The sequence below is a fragment of the Undibacterium sp. GW821-FHT11B02 genome (assembly GCF_058808955.1).
The window spans coordinates 570,598-590,012 of record NZ_JBXASD010000002.1 but is presented as its reverse complement, the minus strand read 5'-3'; the positions used below and the strand labels follow the sequence as shown (position 1 = coordinate 590,012).

The window sequence follows — 19,415 nt, the reverse complement described above, 5'->3', positions numbered from 1 at the left end:
TTTTGATTTGCCTTAAATAACGAGATAGCCGATAGACATGTAGTAAATGCCGGTGCTGGCGTCAGTGAAATACATCGCGCCGGTTTGACTGCCGACTTGTTTATTAGCGGTCGTCAATGTCGGTGAACTGGAACCGCTGGGCGTGGCAGCGTATTGACTGGTAGTGCTGGTCAGATAGAAGTTACCTGCGCCACTGTTATAGGTACCCGCCATGGCCAGGGTCAGGAACTTGCCGCCTATGCCCGCGTTTTGCTGGCTGGTATTGGCGTTGTAGCTGCGTTGCGTGACAGTCATCTTGTTGGTGAACAGCCATTGATACAGGGCGGTTGCGCTACCGGTCAACGCTGTGGTGATACCGGTATTGCCGTGTAAGGCTGTGCGTATGCCAGCATCAGCAAAGAAGGTGGTGGCCATCACGGTGCGGCCTGCAGTGATTTCGCTTGATACAAAGTTCCAGGCATCTATAGCGGCGGTGGCGTCGGCAAACAGGTAGACCATGATTGTGGTCAGCTTGGTATACAGCGCAGTCATGCCGGCAGACGACTTGCCCAGCTCGCGCAAGGCAGTCAGGCTGGCCCCGATTGCGTCTTGTGCCGGTGTGTTGGCGGCAATGGCGTTTAACCAGTTGGTGCTTGCAAAAATCAATGTCATGGCCGCTTGCACGCTGGCGAATTTGTCCATGGTGGTACGGCTGGCTGCGGTAAGTGATAAACAGCCAGGTATTGCGGCGATATACGGCACCAGGTAGGCGGCTTTGCTTTGTATCCATGTCTGCATGACGCTGGATGCAAGGATATCTGTCCATGCCAGGGTGCTGCCCATGAGTTTGGGACGTAGTACATCGTCCTGCAGCGCCACTTGGATGGTGCGGGCTTCATCGGTGCACAGGCGTTGCCAGGTGCTGCGGTGGCTGGCGTCGGTCAGCCATATATCGATATCTGCGCTTGTCATGGCATCAAACAAGGCCAGGGTATCGCGGCCTATGAGTGCTGCATTGATGACCTTATCCAATGCCCCAAACAAGGCACCATTGATGACCATGGCGTTGGTATTGGCTTGCGCCAGATCCACGCCTTGCAGCAAGGCACGGGCGCGGGCAATGTACTGGTCGCGGAAATCGCTTAAATTCGTTGAACTCATATCAAATCAATCCTGCAAAGATAAGGGTGGTCAGGTCGTCAATCTGCGCTTGCAGGTTGACGGTGGTGGTTTTGTCGGCCTTCGCGTTGTCTAACTGATTCAAGCCCACGGCCACGGCGTTGATGTCTGCATCTATCGCCGTGAAGGCTGCACGCAGGCGGTCCACCTCCTGCGCGCCGTTGTTCTGGATGTGGGGCAACGGGTATTGCCGGTTGGGAGTCTTTTGATCAATCATGACTATCCTCAGATGACAATGACACGCAAATTGCGGTGACGTGGCCGGGCTGCGGTGTTGCCGGACAGGTCCAACCTGGCGCGCAAGCGGTCGGCGCTGATGCCGTTCAACTCGTAAGTCAGTTCGTGCCAGTCGGTGGCGATGTCACGGCTGGAAACATAGGGGGCTGCTGTGTAGACTGGTGCGCCTGCAGCTTCTGGCGCAACACTCACGGCCAGGGCAGCACCTGCAGGTAAATAGCAATCCACCACGATGCGGGCGCGCACGTTCTGGCCTGCAGGAACCAGCGGGCTGATGTAGTTGCCCTGGTTAGCCACAGTGCCAGCCAGCAGCGTGACGCCTGGGTGCAGCACTGGCGACAAGCTGGCCGTGCCGGTTAATTTGGCCGTAACGCTGAATTGCCCGGTCATGGGAGCTGCCAGGCGCACCGGCTGGCCGTCGTCCACGTTCATGACGCTGCCACCCGGCAAAGTAATTTGATATTCAACACGGGTCTGTGCGCTGGGTGTTTCTACCAGGCTTAACAGCATCAGGTCTGTGACGTTAGCAAGATTGGCATTGCCCAGGTCTATGGTGCGGGTGCTGGCGGTAAATTCAGCGGCCAGCAGGCGAAACGCTAAATCTCTGTCCTGGTGTGGTGTCCAGGTAGTGGCGTTACTCGATGACAGCAGCACACCCACGGTGTAAGGCTGGCTGGCCACCCATTGCCCTTTATGGTCGTCATACTTGCCCAGCTCGGCAATGCTGGCCGCTGTGGTGGCATCGTCACATAAAATGACCAGCGCATAGTCCACGCCACCGGTGAGCGAAACCGGGTAATCGAAATTTATCCTGGTTGCCTGGCCGTCGATATTGATACTTGATGCAGCAATGCGTGTTTGTGCGATGACTTTCTGGTTAGGAATGCCGACGCTGGTTTCACGTATTTGCACGGCCAGCAGAGAATTGCCCTTGGCTGTGAACCACAGGTCCAGCCCGGCAATCTGCCTGTCAGCGGCCAAGGTAAAAGTTTGTGCCAGCGGGTCAGCCTTGAGGAATGTCACCCATCCGGATGCATGCACAGTCACCAGTTGCTTTACATCTTGGATTTCGACGCCGGTACCGCTGTAGATAGCCACGCCAAAGCTGCCAGCACTGCCGACGAATTCCACGCGCTTGCTGCCTGCAGGTACTTTGGCGGGTATCTGGAAAGTGCCGGTGATGGTGCCGGGTGTAGGCACGGCCACGGCGGTGGGGACTATGGCAATGCCGTCAAAGCGCAAGGTCTGGATGGTTTCGCCAGCTTCAAAACCCTTCACAGTAAAGCTGACGCTGATTTGACGGATGGTTTCAGCGGCCTTGCTCACATGGCTGATGTCGCGTGTAATCTCGTTGGTGCTGTCGTAGGCTTCGCCGTTTTCGACTATCCACAGGCCCACGCGGCGGGTGATGTTTTCTGTGATGGTTTCGGTGGTGGGGCTCATCCATTGGGTATCTATGTCGGTCCAGCGGTCTATTGCCGGGGTCAGGGTGACATCAGAGGGCAGCGGGTCAAAGGCGTCGTAGGGGTTAATCTTCATGCTACCGGTGCGCCATGGCTGTTCCAGCAGTGTGACCGGATTAAATGGCAAGGTCTGGGGCGCTGCCAGGCTGATGGATAGCAAGTTAGGCTGCACTGATACCGGCAAGGTCAGTTCACCGCCAAAGATGGCGGCGGTTTGGGGCAAGCCCTGGTCACGCACACTGTCCGATATGAAAGGATCTACCAGCAAGCCACGCTTGGCAGTGGCATCGCGCAATTGGGTACTGGATTCAAGGCGCTGCTGGGCTACCAGCTCGGTCAACATATCAAGGCGTTTGCTGTAGGCGGCCAGGGTTTCCATCGGCACGGTACGCACGCTGTCTATCATCACTGTGCGCTGACCAGAGCGCCAGTTTTGTAAGACAGATGCCAGCGGCAACAGATTGGCCGGTACGCTGGGCGGCCTTGGGTTGCGGTCTGCGGCCACACCAGACAGCCAGACCAGCGCACCGGCGCTATCCATGCACAGACGGTCTATACGGGGCAGCATGCGGTTATAGCTGATCAGGATAGCCGTGCCTTGCACCGCGCCGGTAACGGTGCAGCCGTCGGCGTCTATGGCCGTGGCTGGCACGGTGGCCAAATATTGGTAGGTGACCTTGTAGGTGCTGCCTGGTGCGGGTTCTGCACCTGGCAAAGACCAGTCTATCTGCTGGGCGGTGAATTTCCAGTCTACGTCCTTGGTGTAGGTGGTTACGCCTTGCTTCACTGCCAGCACGACCAGGACAGAACCGTCTTCCAGCGGGTCGAGTGCACCAGTAAAACCACCATGCGCCACATCTATTGTTTTTTGCGCGGTGATGGTCACGTGGGTGACATTCGCTGCCGGGGCGCGGTCAAAGTTCACGCGCTGGGCGGCGGTGCCAGTGGACTGGTGCGGCTCGTTTTCGATGTAACGCAAGTCAGGCGTGACAGCACGCACCAGGCGGCGACTGGTGGGCAGTTCTACCGCAAAGCCAGACACGCGGGCGCGGCCTTCGCTGACGGTATACACCTGTTCACCGCTGGGTAAATCGTCTGCAGCAGTGACGTTCAAACCATTCACCACATAGCTGCCACCGGATGAATCGCGGTCATACCGGGCTAATGCTTGCGTGACGCCATCCAGCTGGGGCGGTGGTTCTTTGCTGCGGACGGTGCCGTCTTCGACGGTATAGACCGGGTAAAAGTCACCGGTCTGGCCATCACCGGCAAAGCCCCAGACAAGCAACTTTTGCAGGCGACCAGCACCGGCTTTGTCAAAACCACGGGTATTCTGGGCGCGGTTGCGTAGTGTTGGGTCTTCCAGCTCGGTGATGATGTGTTGCTGCAGGTAGACGCCGACAATGACGATGCCGACCACCGCAATATTCAATGCTGCAGGCGGCACGCCACGTACCGCACCATCGACGTACAGCGCGCCGGATTCGCAAGTGGTTGCGCCTGTCGTGGCGTTGACGACGATACGGGCGTCACGGATCACCGCGCCGTCAGCCAGCAATACATCCGCCACGCCTTTAATGCGGGCTTGTAGCAGGCTTTGTGTTTCGTTCAGTTCGTCTGACTGGATAACGTGGTCAGCGCGGAACAGCATCGTGTCAAACTGTCTGGCTGGGTTGTGCCGGTTCAGGTAGCCAGCTAAGTTAATGTTTTGATCCATGTAATAAGGTCCAATCAGAAAGGCAAAACGTAGCGGTAGACTTGCTCAGTCGCGCCGGAACGTATCAGGCGCGGGATGTGGTCCAGCATGTACAGGCGGCCAGGCGTCACTACTTGTGCGGGTGTGAAGTAGCGTTGACCTACTGGCAGGGCTGCGGCGACTTCGGTACCTATGAATAAACCTAGCTCGCGTATGCTTTCGCCGGTGCCGTCGCCATAGTCAAAGACAAATTCCAACAGCAACCAGCGGGAAGGTGTGTTGACGATGCGGTACAGGTCACCACCCGGCACTTTGATGGTGTTGGCGGCGTTGGGGTCGCTCTCTGGTACCACGAATTGCTTTTGTGAGGCGATGCGGCGGCCTATCTCGTCCATCAGGGCGCTGGCGGTGATGGGTTCAGAATCCGGGGCGGCGTCCCATGCGGGCAGGCCACGGCCCCAGGCCAGGTGAATAGGACGGTTTTTAATCAGTTCGGCCAGCTCGATGCGGCCATTGTCTTGCAGGACTGCCATGTCAGTATCTTTCTAGGGAATGGAAATAAGCGGGTAAGAAACAGCCCAGCCATTGGCCCACTGGTCGGCCCAGCCATACACAGGCAAGGCCGGACTGGTGACGCTGGTGGTGGTACCTGGTGCAATGGCTTTGATAGGTGCAGGCATGGCGCGTACCACCAGTACGGCGCAATAACTGGCGTGGTGACCAGGTACCAAAGGCAGCAAGGCTGGTTGATTCACCATGCCGCTGGACAGGTCACTGATGCTGACCACACTATTCAAGCGGATCTCGCTATCCAGTACCCAGCTATCCAACTGCATCAAGGCATCGTCAACGATGGTGTTTAACTGGCGCGGGCGGTGGGCGGTAATCGGGGCCAGCGCAGGCGGCGCATTCACTGCACCGGTGTGCGTTTCACCAAATGACAGTTTTACGCCGTCAGTTGCAGGGTCACCGGACCAGATGCCAGAATCATCATCAAACAAACATTGATCCAAGCTGGTGGCATCCAAGCGGCCAGCGCGTAAATCAAGGCCGTGGTACAGACGATAAAAGCGGCTGTGCGCCGGTATTGATGCATTCACCACCTGGCGACTACGTGCCAGATCCAGCGCGGCGGCTGTGGTGCCGGGGTCGATGTGGATCAGGAATTCATCTTCTTCTATCGTCACCTGGTCATACCCCAGCCAGGACAAGGCACGTACCACACTGGCGGCGCTGCCGCGTTCCAGCAGCCAGGGCAAGCCAGCGGTGATCAGGTCGGCATTGCTGGCGAAGTGCAGCGAGAATTGCGCCAGGTTCCATTCAGCGGCAAGCCAGGGCTGGAAGGCGGCAGGCATGGTGCTGGTGATGTTGGCCGGTGCGTCTGCAGCCGTGTCCAGATCCGCACGCGGCGCGATACGTACAAGATTGCGTTCCAGCTCGCTGGCGTTGGGTGGCAGCAGTAATGCAAGGTCAGTTACAAGCGCAGTCATGCCACACCGCCATCTGTCAGGGTGATGACACCGACGACGGCGTATTCATCAGCGGCCAGCACGGTATTGCCAGCGGGTTGGTCAGCGATGGGAAATTCAACGCGGGCAATGCCGGGCTGTTGCAGTTGGGCTGTTACCCAGGACAGCGGAACACTACGGCCCAGGCTGGCATAAGTGGCAAGCGAAGCAGTAAAAGAGGCGGTAATTTTTGTGACGATATCAGCGGGCGCGCTGGTTTCGCGCCATAGGGTTGCGGTGACGTTCAGGGCCACAGGCCGGGCCACGGCCACGCTGACAGGTATACCCAGCGGGCGGGCGTTGGGCGCATTCATGGCGGCCAGCACGGTGGCGCTGGTGGCCGCTGCCTGGGCTGCATCAATCAGCCACAGCACCACATTGATGCTGCCTGGTGTTGGGCTGCTGACATTGGCATCACGCACGTTGGTGCTGGCAGACAGGGAAAGCAGGCGGTATTGCTCTGCTGTGCCATTGCCAGCCAAGGCGGCAATGCGCAACTGTATGCGGTTGCGGTAACGGTCGTCTGTTTCACCTGGCAGACGGGCCAGATTGTAGAAAGCGCCTTTATGGTCCAGATCCGGGCCGGTGGCAAAGGCCAGCAGGTTGGAACGTGCCACATCGTTGATATGGCCACGCAACAGCAGTTCACGGTAAGCAAAGGCTTCCACCTGCTTGACCAGCGGTTCAGACGCCAAGCCCAGCACATCGGCGGCGCTAGGATGGCGCTGCAGCAAGTCTTGTTTGTGCACGGCGACCAGTGCTTCATAGTCCAGTTCTTCGACGACTGCAGGCGGTGGCAGCTTGGTGAGGTCTATCATGCTTGGCCCTTGACCGTGACAGGCAAAGACAAGCTAAACGCCTTGGAGGCGCGTACCAGTTGACCTTTTAAATCAATGATGACTTTGCCGGGTTGGTCTGTGCGGTACAGCTTGACTTGGGTGAGTTTGATGCGGGGTTCCCACTTCAACAAGGCTTCAGCCGTGGCGGCATACAGGCGCACTTGCGTGCTGCCGTTGTGCGGCTGGTCGATCAGTTCAAACAAGCGGCTGCCATAGTCGCGGCGCATGACACGGGTGCCTATGGGGGTGGTCAGGATGTCGACAATGCTCTGGCGTAAATGTGCCATGCCTGCGATGCGTTCACCTGTAATGAGATTCATACCTGCCATAGCAATGCCGCCTCAGTCAGGAATCAAAAACCAGCTACGGCCAGTGCTGGGGTGGGTGCAACTGGCATGATGCCCGGCGCGGCATACGGGTATGCCGTTCAGTGTCATCCATGTGGAACCCTCTACCATTGTCGGGTTGGCGTGTGGTACCGGGCCATGCGGGACAATGCGGTCACCCAGCACCACGACAGGCACGCCATCGACAGCAAAGAAGTCTTGCCCACCAGCGCGGTGCGGGCCGCCTGCACGGTCCAGGGCTTTTACGGCGATGCCATAACTCATGATTTGACGCCCTCAAATTTAGGTGTGCGAAGGGTCACACCATCGTTACGCAGTTCCAGCGTGGTAGCACCAACGACAAAGCTAAACTTGCCCTCTGCTGGCAAGGTGATGACGTAGTGATGCTCTGCGTGGTTGTAATCTACCGTCGCGCCGTCCGGGTATTCGGTGCGGGTGTTGTCTGGGTTGGTGTCTGGTGCAGGGTTGTGATTGCTGGCGATGCCGGGCAAGACTACGCCTGCAGCAAAGTCGCCAGAGGGGGAAAATAATATGCATTGTTCGCCCAGCGTGGGCGGGTTCCACGTCTTTGTTTTACCGGCCCGCACGGTTGCCAGTGGCAAGAAGCCGGTTTTAATGTTGCCAATTTGCAGGCGTACTTGAGGTACGGGGGCATGCTTCACTTCGGCAATGGTGCCGAGGCGGATCAGGTTTTGGAGGCGGCGAGAGAGGTCAGCGAGATTGAATTCCATGCTGACTATGGTGACGGGTCAGCTTGAAATGGTCACGTGGTACAGGGTTGCTAATCTTGATAGCAACCTGCTGTTTGCTTCGCGTGCGCGTACGGTAAGAGATAATCCTATTAGGACGCGGCGACGTACCGAATGCGTCAACATTCAGTACGCCACCGCACCAGCAGATAAGGCTGCCAGATTAGCCGATGACCGCGTCACCTGTGCACAGGCGCGCCAAGGCTAACACATTTTGGTAATAAAAAAAATGCAGGATATCCGCTGCGGGACATGCTCCCGAAAACTCGGTGAGGGTGAATTTGTCACCCTCACCATCAAATGCCCACGTTGCAAAACAATGAACCACTTGAGAGCCACGCGCCCCGCACCTGATTGCCATCGAGCGACAAGAATAGAAAACGCCCATGGCCCACAAGCAAATAGCAGCACCAGCAAAGAACGGTTATCAATACCGTGAACAATTCGGCATCGTCGTAGTTTGTAAAGACGAACACCATCAGCAAGAAGTATTCAACACACTGAAGCAACAGGGCTTAAAGCTCAAGGTGGTGAAGGTATGAAAATCGCCATTCGCCACCAGTGCAGCGACTTCAGCAGCTACCGCGCCGAGCGCGTCAAATCCTTATTCAATGTCGAGTCAGGCGCAAATTTCACGCTTGACGCTGATTTACCCATAGATGGCAATGACTGGAAAATAGGCGTTGTCGTCGGCCCCAGCGGTAGCGGCAAATCAAGCATAGGTAAGCAACTGTGGGGTGAGGAAGCCATCTATAACCCCGCTTGGCCAGCACGCAAGCCGCTGGTTGATGCGATAGCGCCCAAGGGTCAATTTGATGAAGTGACGGCGGCCCTATCATCTGTGGGCTTGGGCAGTGTGCCTACCTGGTTACGGCCTTATCACGTCCTGTCAAACGGTGAACAGTTCCGCGCCAACCTGGCGCGCCTGGTGGTGGAAGCACCGGCGCGGGCTGTGCTGGATGAGTTTTCTAGTGTGGTTGACCGCCAGATTGCAAAGATTGGCGCAGGCGCATTTGCCAAAGCCTGGCGGCGCACCACCGGACAAGTTGTCCTGCTGTCCTGCCACTATGACATTCTGGATTGGGTGCAGCCTGATTGGGTATTCGATACCGCAACAGGCCAATTTTTACGGGGGTGGGACCGGCCCCGCCCGCGTATCGATGTCGAATTGTGGGAAACCAACTGGCAGCATTGGCCGTTCTTTGAGCCACATCATTATTTGAAGTTGCCCAAGATGATTGCGGCCACCAACTACGTCGCCACGGTGGACGGCCAACTAGTTGCGCATTTGGGTGTATCAACACGGCCCGGCCTGATTGAAGCCCGCGCTTGCCGCCTGGTGGTGATGCCTGAGTGGCAAGGCGCTGGCGTGGGTATGCGCTTTCTGGATGCTGTGTGCGATTTGTGGTTGCAAGGCCAAAACAGATATAGCAAGCCTATGCGGACACTTTTTCATACAAGTCACCCAGGACTTGCTGCAGCTTTACGCAGAAGCCCGAAATGGACGCAAGTGTCCGGCAAGCTGGTGGGGGGAAGCCGTGCCAGGTGTATCGAATCTATCAAACGTTCAGAAAAGCGCAGAAGTGCAGAGCCTACCGGCAATGCTGGCTTTGGTGGCCATTTCCGTGCGGTGCAAGGTTTCAGATATTTAGGGGAAGACGTATGCGAATAATGATTGTGGGGCAAAAATGGCTTGCAGCGGAGACATTGAAACTCTGTCTGCGTTTGGGGCATACCGTCGTCAAGGTGGTGGCCCCTGCCGCTGATGACAGGCTGATTCAAACGGCAATTGAGAGCGATACGCACGCCGTTGCCATCGCTGGCCGTCTTGAAGGGCATCATGTGCTTGACGGTACTGATTTAATCATTGCGGCACATACACATTGTTTCATCACCGCAGAAGCACGGCAAAAGGCGCGTTATGGTGCAATTGGCTATCACCCCAGCTTGCTACCACTGCATCGTGGTCGTGATGCCATCAAATGGGCCATACGCATGCATGAGCCGGTGACAGGTGGGACTGTGTATCAGATGGATGACCGGGCTGACGCCGGGCCTGTCATTGCGCAGGACTGGTGTTTTATCCGGAAAGATGAAACAGCAGAAAGTTTGTGGCGGCGGGAATTAGGACCTATGGGTATTGCTTTGTTTGAGACTATATTGAAGCGTTCTGATTTTGGCAAAATGAATTGTGTCGTACAAGACGAAAATTTATCCACATGGGAGCCCGCATTAGCAGGAACGAAATTGCCGCTTAGCCAAGCTATCTAAAAAGCAAAGGAGTTGATTGTTAGAAATTGGTAGTTTGATGTTGAGCCAACCCTGAATCTGCGGGGGGATTTAATTGGTCACCCCGCGTTAATGCAAGCCGGTTTTGAAGACGATTTTCTTTTAGTTGGATTATTTACCGGAGAATTGATTCTGATGGAACGAACAATATCCCGGTGTCCGCTTTCAGCGTCTTGCCATGTCGAATAGCGCCGCACGGTTCCGGCTTCTGTATCGGTAAAAATCATGGTCTTAAAAAAATACGGAACACCCTGTTTCGAGAGTTTCAGCTTTCCGGTAAAAATGGTGGACACCAACACATCATCGTAATCGTACTTTGCGATAACTCTTTTTGCTTTTAGCATCCAGTACGTCCAATCTAGGAAATTGACAGGCTTAGGTGTTTTGTTATCGGTATCTAAAATGTAATATTTCTTTGCTTGCATAGATTGCGTTCAGGATGCGAACCCAAATCCGAAAATCCAGGTATTGCGCATCATTATGTTCGTGAACAGATTCACACCAGCTTCAACCCCATCGCCTGATCTGGATCAAGCGCGGCCCGCAATTCCACAACGGCACCGTCTTGTATGGACACCACACGTTCAGCCGCATTGATCGTTTCTGGCCTGTGCGCCACCATGATCCGGGTTAATTTCAATTGGCTAAGTGCCTGGTTGACCTTGTGTTCATTATTCACATCCAGGTGGCTGGTTGCTTCATCCAGTGCCAGCACCTTGGGTTGTTTGTACAAGGCACGGGCAAGCAAGACGCGCTGCTTTTGTCCACCGGACAAGCTGCTGCCCATATCGCCCACCAGCGTCTGAAAGCCCATGGGCATGGCGCTGATTTCCTGATGGATGGCGGCCTGCATGGCGCTTTCTTCGACACGTTCCTGATTGATGTGGCTATCAAAGAAGCTGATGTTATCCATGATGGAACCGGCCAGTAACACATCGTCCTGCATCACCGTTCCCACCAGTTGGCGGTAAGTTTTAACACCTAACTGGGTAATCGGTATATTGTCAATCAGCACTTCGCCTTCTGTCGGCTTCAACAAACCAAGGATGATCTTGCACAAGGTCGTCTTGCCACAGCCACTGGGGCCAACCAGGGCAATGCTTTGTCCTGCCGGGATGGTCAGGTTAATATCCTTCAAGACCCATGGTTCGCCCTCTGCATAACGGAACTTGATGTTTTTGAGAATAATCTCAGGATGGATGCGTGAGATATCGGTTTCAATGGCTGTCTCTGGTTCAGCCTCTTCCAGCACGATATCGGCCAGCCTTTCACTATGCAGACTGAGCATGCGGTAACTGATAAAGACATCAATCAGGCTGGAAATGCGGCCAGTAAACGTACCGGCATAACTGGAAAAGGCCATCAGCATGCCTACCGTTAGTGCGTTTTGCATGACTAATCCAGCACCGATATAAAACAGGGCTAATCCCTGTATACCAAAGATCAGCGTATTGCTGACCTTGAAGATGATGGACAGTTTTTGCGTCTTGATATCGCGGTTTTGCACATCCATCTTCAGATTTTGCCAACGCGACAGGCGTTCAGTTTCACGGCCAAACAATTTCAATGGGGTGACGGCACGCATGGTTTCCAAAAAATGGCTGCTTTCTTTGGATGACAAGACCAGTCTTTCTTTCGATGCTTCACGAAACGGCTGGTAGAAAGCCCAGCGCAAGCCTGCATACAAGACCACAGCGCCCACCACCAGCGCGCTTAATTTCATGCTATACACCAGCATCATGACAAAGGCCAGCAAGGCCATCAAGCCATCCAGTGCGCTTTCAACAAACATGGAAGTCAGCGTGCCTTGTATGGCACCGATAGAACCAAAACGGGACACCACGTCACCGAGATGGCGTTTTTCAAAATACACGACAGGCAGGCGCACCAGGTGGGCAAACACGCGCACAGACCATTGCAGGCTGATATCCATACTCCAGCGCATCAAGAACCAGCTACGCGCCAGGCCGATGGCATTTTGGGTGATCATCAACAAGACAAAGCCAAACACCAGCACGGTCAATAATTCTTTGTCGCCACTGACGATGACTTCATCAATCACAAACTGATTGAACAAGGGCGAGCAAATCGCAAAGATTTCCAACGCCAGTGCCAGGGCAATAACTTTGACAATGGCCGGACGCAGGCCAACGATGTGACCAGTCAAATCACGCAGGGCAACTTGCTTCTTTTCTTCTTTGGGTTTAAAGGCAGGGCTGGGTGCCAGTTCAAGGGCCACACCGGTAAAATGTTTGGATGCTTCTTCGACAGAGACGCGGCGCTCACCAACAGCAGGGTCAAGTAAAATCAGCGTCTGCTTACCGCGCCAGTCTTTGCGCACGGCTTTCAGTACCACGAAGTGATTCAGGTTCCAGTGCAGGATGCAGGGTACGGCCAGTTGATCAAGCTCATCCAGCTCCAGGCGCAAAGGACGGCTGCTCAACTGCATGGCCGATGCATGACGCATCAGTTGCGCCAGCGTTGCACCTTTGAGACTGATAGAGAACTGGCGACGCAGGTCCGCGAGGTCAGTGTTGTAGCCAAAGTGGCTGGCGACCATGGCGAGGCAGGCCAGGCCGCATTCGCTGGATTCGGTTTGGAGTAGGGATTTCAAAATCAAGTAAAGGCATTAACAAATCTGGTTAGCCGCTTTGAGCAACATTGAGTCATATAAAATCTTTTATAAATGACAGGCCCCGAATCATTACTTCTAACGCCAAATTATGGAAACTATGGATAGCTGTAACAACGATAAATGCATCCTTATAGCTATTCTTTTCCCAGACTATAAATGATGCTGCAAGAATTAAACCGCCAAAAAGTGCATTTACTATTGAGACGAAACCATTGTGGTAATGAAGTGCCGCAAATGGAACTGACATTACAAATAATTTTGACCAACCATTGAAATTCAATCGGCGTGCAATACTGAAAGGAAGTGCCTGAAATAAAAAAGTTTCAAAAACTGGTGCAAAAATAACTGCGCTGAAAAGTGAAACTCTTACTGCAGGAGAATCTTCATCAATTGGTATGACCGCCAATGCCAACATGGAAATCAAGTAATGGATGAACGCAAAAAAAATGCTGTAGCGTATTTTTCCTTTTGCCTTACATTTTTCAAAAAATGAAATTAATTTCAGACTGCTTTGCTCAATTGATTCCATGTTTTTTCGGGACGTTTTTGAAAATACAAAAAAATATTTAGACGCGGTGAACAAAGTTAGTTTTAGATACAACCAACTATATAAAGCCGGTTGTATCCTGATAGCTTACTAAGTTACTTATTAAGTTGGCAAGCTTTCACCGTCTGGCAGTGTATAACCATCTGATCCACCACTGTATGTGCCAACAACTTTATCATAAATAACAACAGCAGCAGTTTCTGCAGCTGTTACTATTCGATCAACAATTTCAACTCTGGTAGACCAAGTGATAAATAGGTCAACGGCCTTGGCTGCACCACCAGCACCCGCAGCCATTGTCATATCAACCATACTAACGTCACCGCCACCGCCACTACCCGTTGGACTCAAGATGTTCTTGCCACCGCCATCAGAACCAAAATCATCAACAGGATCACCATCATCGCCACCAGCTACGCTATTCAACAATGCTTCATTTGTAATTTCGAACATTTTGTGTATCCTTCATATAGTTAAATGGAACCATACCTCATGGCATGGTTTTACTGCTCCGTTCAAGGTCTCGAATACCTTGAACGGTTTTTCCGAGCTGGGTCTGTTGGGTTTTCCCGACAGACTCAGCAACGAATTCTGAAATTCTTTTCTCGTTGCATTCAGGCATGTTGCGTCATTGCCAATACCGGCTCCAACACCCATTCCCAAATCTTTCTACTGTCCTGTAATACATCTGCTTCCAGCGTCATGCCTGGTTTGATGGCTTGCGCTTGCCCGTAAGCATTGATACTTTGTTCATCCAATTTGACCCTGACGCGGTACAGGGCTTCATTGCTGTTAAACCCGTTAATTGCTTGTTGGGCATTACTCAAGATGGTGCTGGCCAGGTTTTGCGGTAACTCTGACGGGGCAAACGGGGTGCGGCTGACATCGGTCACTGTTGCGGTATGCAAGCCAAACTTCTGGTAGGGGAAGGCGGCATAACGAATCAACACTTGCTGCCCCGGCTGGATGAAGCCAGCAGTGCGGCTGGGTACATACAGATGGACTTCTAACAGACCAGCGGTTTGGTCAGCTTTTGATTTATCCACTCCCTCTTTGGTATCAGACGGTATCAAGCTCGCCAATACCTGGCCCGCATTGATGGCTTGTCCATTTTGATTGGTCAGCGCCGTGACCGTGCCTGCCTGCGGTGCAGTAATCTGGCTGGACTGGCGGTTGGCGTTTTCTGCCACTTCCTGCTTCAGGCTGGCTTTGGCCCTGTCGATTTGGGTCAGGTCGGTGGCCAGCGTGTTTGCCAGGGTATTAAGTTCGTCTTGCAGGGCGATTTTATTGGCTTGCAACTGGGTCTTGTTACGCTGCAGAGTGCTTAAACGGGTGCTGATGTCGATCAGGTCTTCCTGTTTTTGCTGGGTCTGGGCGGCGGAGACATAGCCATTGCCTTGCAGGGTTTCAAACTTGGCGACACTTTGTTGTGCCAGTTGCTGACGACGTAATGACAAGGCCAGTTCTTGTTCAATCTGGCTGTATTCTTGCTCCAGGTTTGCCAGCCTTTGGCTTAGTGCCAGTTTCTTTTCTTGATACTGGGTTTGGCGCAAGCGTTGTTCTGCTGCCAGGCTATCGGCACGGGTAGCCAATTGCTGGGCCACCAGGGCAGTGATTTCACCCTGGCTGTTTTGTCTTTCTGTACTGATGGTGAACAAGACTTGTCCAGCCTTGACCAGCTCGCCTTCTTTGACGTGGGTGTTCAGCAAGATACCTGCATTAGGCGTAGCGACGCTCAACTGACCACCAACGGGGACAGTAATGCCAGTGACACGGGCTTTTTTGGTAATGCTGCCAAAAGTGATATAGGCAATCAATGCGGCGGCAATCAACATTGCCACGATAGCAATCAGACTTGCCGAGGCAGGTTGGGCCAGGCGGATGGAACCCATCCATTGACTACTTAATGCCGCTGTAACTTCCGGGCGGAACAAAGGGCCGGAATTACTCATTCGAGCCCTTATTTACGGTTATTTGCTTATTTCTGTATGGCATCTTCGTTTATTTACGGCAATATTCATTGTTAGCGCAATCTCGCACCGTTTGATAAAGAATAAACCGAAATTGCAAACTTTTGTCAAAAGTTTGCAAATAAATATTTTTTATGTGGTACGAACATTAATCAAATTCTTTTTGATAAAATCGCGCGCCGCACGCATGCGATGATGCACTTATCTGTATCAAATATTATTTGATTCTCATGTTTTTAAAATTTAATCTGCCTGTAAATGCCTGAGCAAGGACGCCTGTAACTGCTCTCTGTCTGCGGTACTAAAACCAATCAAGGTGCGTTCCGCATACTGTACTTCCGGCCCATTGCGGGCCACCCTGTCATTCAAGCCAAACTGATGCACCCGCGCAATGCGCGCCACACGCCCAAAGAACCCGACAGCAATTTCATTACCATCCGCTTTCACTTTCAGATTGGTGTTTGTCCGCAGCTTGGCGAACATCGCAGCCTTCTGTTTTTTGATTCTTTCCTTCTTATTGCGCAAATCCTTACGCGGTTTCCTGGGTGTGTATTGAATGCCTTCCGGTGTCGTCTGCGCCCTGATGCGCTGCTGTTGTGATCGTCGTAAATCCTGGGCAACTCGCAAGCTAACTTTGCGCCGGTTGGCCGGGTCCAGTTGGGCAAGCAGGACACCTGCCCATTGCTCCAGGGCTTTGAGGTCGTCACTCATTGGTCTGTATCGGTTTTCAGTACCTGCCATTCAGCAAGCAAGTTGTCACCGTTGTAGAGTTGCCAGAATGGTGCAGAATAATCAGGTGTAGCAGCTATCTCACCCGCATGGGCGATATCCAACTTATTACCTGTCTGCTTGACGATGACACGCTCAGTGATGTCCAGTTCAAGGCTGATATCAACGGAGCTATGATTATTGAAGTCAACAATAAAGCGTATGCCTTTGCCCTTGTCATCATTGCCCAGCAAGTCTGCCTGGTGCACGTTCACCCAATCCAGCAATGGCACCATCAGCGCATCTTCCTCCCCGCCGTAGTCGGTGACGATGACATTCAAGACATACGCATATTCAAACGACCGTGACGCCGTGCGCGTGGTGCGCAAGCTGCCTTTGTCAGCAAACACCAGCAGCTTGTCCGGGTTGCGCTTCAGATCCGGCAAAGCGGCTGTCAGATGTTCGCGCAGGCTATTTGGTTTGTACATTGGTCACCGCCCTGACGGCCTGGTAAGAATCGATACAGGCATTCAATTGCCTGATGGCGTCGTCACCGTCTGCGGCGATGGCTGCAAGAGCTGTTCCAGCCTCTGGCGTAAGTTCGGCTCGCGCTTCTGCGCTATTGCCGGGTCCAGCGGTGGTATTTGTGCCGGTACTGGCGCGGCAAGCTTTGACGGGGATTGACAGGCGCACAGTGCCAGCGCGCACATCATGAATAAACTTGTCTTGCTTGGCATGTTCATCTTGCATTTCCTTTTGGTGGTTGGTGGCGATGGTGGCCAGGCTTTTGCTCATGAGTCTTTCATTCTCGCGTGCGGTGGCGCTGGCTTCTGCTTTGTCCTTTTCTATCTGGGCGGTGAGCTGGTCTACCTGGTGGATGGCATCTTTGTATTTGACGACACAGAATAAAACCAGACCGGCCACGACCAGGGCTATCCATGGGCGTGGGTCTAGCAGTTTGATGAAGTCGGGCATGGTGCTTCCTTTCGCCTAGTTGGATTTCAAGCAGAGTTCACGTTCTGCAGCACGGCGTTTGACCAGGCCGGGCAAAGTCTGGCCGCCCGCCGTTGCCCACAGTGGCAATTGATTGCATGCCCCGGTATAGTCGCGGGCGTTGAGCTTGCTCACCATGGATGACGGCCTGCCAGACTTGAGCGTGCAAAACCCATCTTTAACCCCTTGTTTGCCGGGGCCAACGTTAAACACAAAGCTGGTGAAGGCGGCGCGCTGGTTGTCGTTCAATGGCACGGTGACACAGCTTTCCATAGACGCTTTGGCTTTGAGCAAGTCTTGTACTGTCATGTCATCACACTGGTCTATGGTGGCTGTCTGGCCCACCTTGACGCCACCAGTGTGGCCCCGGCAAATGGTGGGGATGCTGACCGGATCAAGATAGGCGGTTTGGCGTGTGCCTTCAAAATACACAATCAGGGGCAAGGCAGCGGTGATGCCAGCGGCTGCTAGCCTTTGCTTAATGCTGGTATTCATTGGTGGGATTTTCCTTTTAGTTCGTTGGCGCGCCGGTGCAACCAGGGTTTTACAATCTTGTCGCGCACAAAGAAGGTGATTTGCAGGACGGTGTAAATAATGGTAAGGATGAATACCCATTCATTCAGGGGTACACCCAGCACGGTGATGGCGCTGATGGCGACGGGTGGCAGTGCCTTAACTGGTTCCATGTGGTCATCGTTCATAGTTAGTCCCACAAATTAATCATTTGCAGCACGGGTGCTGCCGGTGCGCGGTCGGGCAAATTGACTTGTCTGTCCATAGGCAGAAACGCGCCCAGGCTGCAAATGCCGGGATTCAGGGCCAGCACCTGGGCAATGCCAGCCGTGCTGCCCAGATGCCGCCAGACCAGCAAGTCCAGGGTGTCGTTTTGTTGGGCGCGTACTATCATGGTGGTGGCGTGGTTGTGGTCGTGTTGGCTTCAGATCAGTTCTATGGTGACCTGATGGCGGCCCATCAAATTAGAGATGGCCCATTGCGCGTTACGGCGTTCTTCATCCGGGCCATTTGCCAGAAAGCCCACCAGCTTTTTATCGTCCAGTGAGGTGGCGGTGGTGTCATAGTCTTTGTAACGCTCAATCAGATCCGCTTTTGCTGTGCAGTAGACGGCACGCAGGTAATGGGCAATTAAGACGCTTTGCCGGTTGACCTGATCAGCGGGAATGTCTGCCAGGCTGGTATGGCCTGCGCTTAGCGCAGAAACTTTCAATTCCTTGACCTGATCATTGACAAAGATGATGGCGGCTACTGTTGCCGCAATCAGGCGGGTATCGGTGACGGTGCCATCCAGGCGGATGGCGTCACGCATGGCAGCAAGATCAATGTCAGGAAAGAACCCATCATTGTTAATAGTGTCGTTTGGCTGCGCCTGGCTTGCAGTCTGGCCGCCTGGTGGATTGGCAATAAATGGCATGGTCGATTAATGGTTTGATACAAACAAGTAAACAAAAGCGGGCAAGGGGGCGGTGGGTGGGCTTCACAAAGTAAATGGCTAAAAAAACTTTGATCAGCCCACGCCGCCCAGCGCCGGAGGGTGCTCGGTTCAGGCTGGGGTGTCTGCCGTTTTTTTCAAACGGCGTTCCAGCCTTTCTATGTCTTTTTTGACGCCTATGCCTTCAAACAGGTCCAGCGCTTTACGCAGGTTGTCGATGGCGCGGCTGGCGTCGGCTTCTGCCAGTTGGTCAAATTCAATATCACTGTTACCGACCTTGCCTATCTGCGCATAGCCCAGCGCCTTGTACAGCTTGGCGCTGGCCTGGTCGGGGACATCTGCGTTGACTGTGAGCAGTTGTACGGCCTTGAGGATTTCCAGCGCTGCAGCCGGACTTTCAAAACGGCCCGCCAGATAAGCACCGGGAATTTCATCCAGCAACATGGTGGGTACATCACGGTTGTACTGATCTGGCAGGCGCAGACTGTGGAACAGGCAATACTGTGCAATTTCAAGGGCGCGGGCATACTCGCCCGTATCGATGTGCCAGACCAATACTGTGGTCAACACCACGTCTTGCGCGCCGTTACCGAATTCCAGCGCGCCATCTATCCATTCTTTATAGTCGGGCAAGATTTCACGTTTGAGTTCGATTTTGCGTTGTATGGACTGGATGGCTTTCAGTCTTTGCTTGTCGGTGATGAGTTTGGCCAGCATCAAGTCATAGGCACTGCCCTGGATGGGTTGGCCGTGTTTGGATGCGGCTGCTGCTTTGGTCGCTGTGATGCGGGCGACGTGGCGTTGTGCTGGGCTGGTGTGGTGTGTCATG

The 19,415-nt window shown here is 53.7% G+C and carries 26 protein-coding genes; 4 read left to right on the top strand and 22 right to left on the bottom strand.

Going from position 1 to position 19,415, the window contains the following annotated elements; translation table 11 throughout:
• Positions 1–12: 12 nt before the first annotated feature.
• From AC1RVX_RS05850 to AC1RVX_RS05810, 9 genes are read right to left on the bottom strand one after another with little or no spacing between them, the layout of a single operon-like run.
• Entirely contained in the window at positions 13–1,140 is a 1,128-nt protein-coding gene (locus AC1RVX_RS05850) for a hypothetical protein (protein ID WP_493215627.1), read from the bottom strand.
• 1 nt (position 1,141) lies between these two features.
• Entirely contained in the window at positions 1,142–1,375 is a 234-nt protein-coding gene (locus AC1RVX_RS05845) for a hypothetical protein (RefSeq protein ID WP_493215626.1), read from the bottom strand.
• An 8-nt stretch (positions 1,376–1,383) separates the two neighbouring features.
• Positions 1,384–4,575 carry a DUF4815 domain-containing protein gene (locus AC1RVX_RS05840; protein ID WP_493215625.1) on the bottom strand — a complete coding sequence of 1,064 codons (3,192 nt, stop codon included), beginning with the start codon at positions 4,573–4,575 and terminating at the stop codon, positions 1,384–1,386.
• A 14-nt stretch (positions 4,576–4,589) separates the two neighbouring features.
• Positions 4,590–5,087: a BW3TFN family phage tail fiber component gene (locus AC1RVX_RS05835; RefSeq protein ID WP_493215624.1), complete on the bottom strand. Its 498-nt coding sequence runs from the start codon at positions 5,085–5,087 to the stop codon at positions 4,590–4,592.
• A gap of 12 nt (positions 5,088–5,099) precedes the next feature.
• Positions 5,100–6,044 (bottom strand): phage tail protein, encoded by a 945-nt coding sequence (locus tag AC1RVX_RS05830; RefSeq protein WP_493215623.1) that lies wholly within the window; start codon positions 6,042–6,044, stop codon positions 5,100–5,102.
• Positions 6,041–6,880: a baseplate assembly protein gene (locus AC1RVX_RS05825; RefSeq protein WP_493215622.1), complete on the bottom strand. Its 840-nt coding sequence runs from the start codon at positions 6,878–6,880 to the stop codon at positions 6,041–6,043. The genes AC1RVX_RS05830 and AC1RVX_RS05825 overlap by 4 nt, the downstream gene beginning before the upstream one ends.
• Positions 6,877–7,221 carry a GPW/gp25 family protein gene (locus AC1RVX_RS05820; protein ID WP_493215621.1) on the bottom strand — a complete coding sequence of 115 codons (345 nt, stop codon included), beginning with the start codon at positions 7,219–7,221 and terminating at the stop codon, positions 6,877–6,879. The genes AC1RVX_RS05825 and AC1RVX_RS05820 overlap by 4 nt, the downstream gene beginning before the upstream one ends.
• A gap of 21 nt (positions 7,222–7,242) precedes the next feature.
• Positions 7,243–7,512 carry a PAAR domain-containing protein gene (locus AC1RVX_RS05815; RefSeq protein WP_493215620.1) on the bottom strand — a complete coding sequence of 90 codons (270 nt, stop codon included), beginning with the start codon at positions 7,510–7,512 and terminating at the stop codon, positions 7,243–7,245.
• On the bottom strand, positions 7,509–7,979 hold the full coding sequence (locus tag AC1RVX_RS05810; protein WP_493215619.1) for a phage baseplate assembly protein V: 471 nt from the start codon (positions 7,977–7,979) through the stop codon (positions 7,509–7,511). Before AC1RVX_RS05810 ends, AC1RVX_RS05815 begins: the two co-directional genes overlap by 4 nt.
• A gap of 247 nt (positions 7,980–8,226) precedes the next feature.
• Between AC1RVX_RS05810 and AC1RVX_RS05805 the strand changes: the two genes are divergently transcribed.
• From AC1RVX_RS05805 to AC1RVX_RS05790, 4 genes are read left to right on the top strand one after another with little or no spacing between them, the layout of a single operon-like run.
• Positions 8,227–8,436, top strand: coding sequence for a Com family DNA-binding transcriptional regulator (locus AC1RVX_RS05805; protein WP_493215618.1), 210 nt, complete (start codon positions 8,227–8,229; stop codon positions 8,434–8,436).
• Positions 8,384–8,539, top strand: a complete 156-nt coding sequence (locus tag AC1RVX_RS05800) for a hypothetical protein (protein ID WP_493215617.1) — start codon at positions 8,384–8,386, stop codon at positions 8,537–8,539. Before AC1RVX_RS05805 ends, AC1RVX_RS05800 begins: the two co-directional genes overlap by 53 nt.
• Positions 8,536–9,669: a GNAT family N-acetyltransferase gene (locus AC1RVX_RS05795; RefSeq protein ID WP_493215616.1), complete on the top strand. Its 1,134-nt coding sequence runs from the start codon at positions 8,536–8,538 to the stop codon at positions 9,667–9,669. The genes AC1RVX_RS05800 and AC1RVX_RS05795 overlap by 4 nt, the downstream gene beginning before the upstream one ends.
• Complete coding sequence (locus AC1RVX_RS05790; RefSeq protein ID WP_493215615.1) at positions 9,660–10,268, top strand: formyltransferase family protein; 609 nt, start codon at positions 9,660–9,662, stop codon at positions 10,266–10,268. Before AC1RVX_RS05795 ends, AC1RVX_RS05790 begins: the two co-directional genes overlap by 10 nt.
• A 77-nt stretch (positions 10,269–10,345) precedes the next feature.
• Here the strand turns inward: AC1RVX_RS05790 and AC1RVX_RS05785 are convergent, their stop codons facing one another.
• The 13 genes from AC1RVX_RS05785 to gpM form a co-directional block, all read right to left on the bottom strand.
• On the bottom strand, positions 10,346–10,711 hold the full coding sequence (locus AC1RVX_RS05785; protein WP_493215614.1) for a hypothetical protein: 366 nt from the start codon (positions 10,709–10,711) through the stop codon (positions 10,346–10,348).
• 71 nt (positions 10,712–10,782) lie between these two features.
• Positions 10,783–12,900, bottom strand: a complete 2,118-nt coding sequence (locus AC1RVX_RS05780) for a peptidase domain-containing ABC transporter (RefSeq protein WP_493215613.1) — start codon at positions 12,898–12,900, stop codon at positions 10,783–10,785.
• A 52-nt stretch (positions 12,901–12,952) separates the two neighbouring features.
• The gene (locus tag AC1RVX_RS05775) at positions 12,953–13,450 is read right to left on the bottom strand and encodes a CPBP family intramembrane glutamic endopeptidase (RefSeq protein WP_493215612.1); all 498 of its coding nucleotides are present in this window, start codon (positions 13,448–13,450) and stop codon (positions 12,953–12,955) included.
• Between the two features lie 120 nt (positions 13,451–13,570).
• A complete protein-coding gene (locus AC1RVX_RS05770; protein WP_493215611.1) occupies positions 13,571–13,921 on the bottom strand; it encodes a hypothetical protein in 351 nt (116 codons plus the stop codon).
• A 161-nt stretch (positions 13,922–14,082) separates the two neighbouring features.
• Entirely contained in the window at positions 14,083–15,420 is a 1,338-nt protein-coding gene (locus tag AC1RVX_RS05765; RefSeq protein WP_493215610.1) for an HlyD family secretion protein, read from the bottom strand.
• Positions 15,421–15,681: 261 nt separating this feature from the next.
• A complete protein-coding gene (locus tag AC1RVX_RS05760) occupies positions 15,682–16,149 on the bottom strand; it encodes a phage virion morphogenesis protein (protein ID WP_493215609.1) in 468 nt (155 codons plus the stop codon).
• Positions 16,146–16,634: a phage tail protein gene (locus tag AC1RVX_RS05755; protein WP_493215608.1), complete on the bottom strand. Its 489-nt coding sequence runs from the start codon at positions 16,632–16,634 to the stop codon at positions 16,146–16,148. Before AC1RVX_RS05755 ends, AC1RVX_RS05760 begins: the two co-directional genes overlap by 4 nt.
• Positions 16,618–17,121: a lysis system i-spanin subunit Rz gene (locus tag AC1RVX_RS05750; RefSeq protein WP_493215607.1), complete on the bottom strand. Its 504-nt coding sequence runs from the start codon at positions 17,119–17,121 to the stop codon at positions 16,618–16,620. The genes AC1RVX_RS05755 and AC1RVX_RS05750 overlap by 17 nt, the downstream gene beginning before the upstream one ends.
• A 15-nt stretch (positions 17,122–17,136) precedes the next feature.
• Positions 17,137–17,634, bottom strand: coding sequence for a lysozyme (locus AC1RVX_RS05745; RefSeq protein ID WP_493215606.1), 498 nt, complete (start codon positions 17,632–17,634; stop codon positions 17,137–17,139).
• Positions 17,631–17,840, bottom strand: a complete 210-nt coding sequence (locus AC1RVX_RS05740; protein ID WP_493215605.1) for a phage holin family protein — start codon at positions 17,838–17,840, stop codon at positions 17,631–17,633. Before AC1RVX_RS05740 ends, AC1RVX_RS05745 begins: the two co-directional genes overlap by 4 nt.
• A gap of 2 nt (positions 17,841–17,842) precedes the next feature.
• Positions 17,843–18,046 carry a tail protein X gene (locus AC1RVX_RS05735; protein ID WP_493215604.1) on the bottom strand — a complete coding sequence of 68 codons (204 nt, stop codon included), beginning with the start codon at positions 18,044–18,046 and terminating at the stop codon, positions 17,843–17,845.
• A gap of 30 nt (positions 18,047–18,076) precedes the next feature.
• Positions 18,077–18,568 (bottom strand): head completion/stabilization protein, encoded by a 492-nt coding sequence (locus AC1RVX_RS05730; RefSeq protein ID WP_493215603.1) that lies wholly within the window; start codon positions 18,566–18,568, stop codon positions 18,077–18,079.
• A 129-nt stretch (positions 18,569–18,697) separates the two neighbouring features.
• Entirely contained in the window at positions 18,698–19,414 is a 717-nt protein-coding gene (gene gpM, locus AC1RVX_RS05725; RefSeq protein ID WP_493215602.1) for a phage terminase small subunit, read from the bottom strand.
• Position 19,415 lies beyond the last annotated feature (1 nt).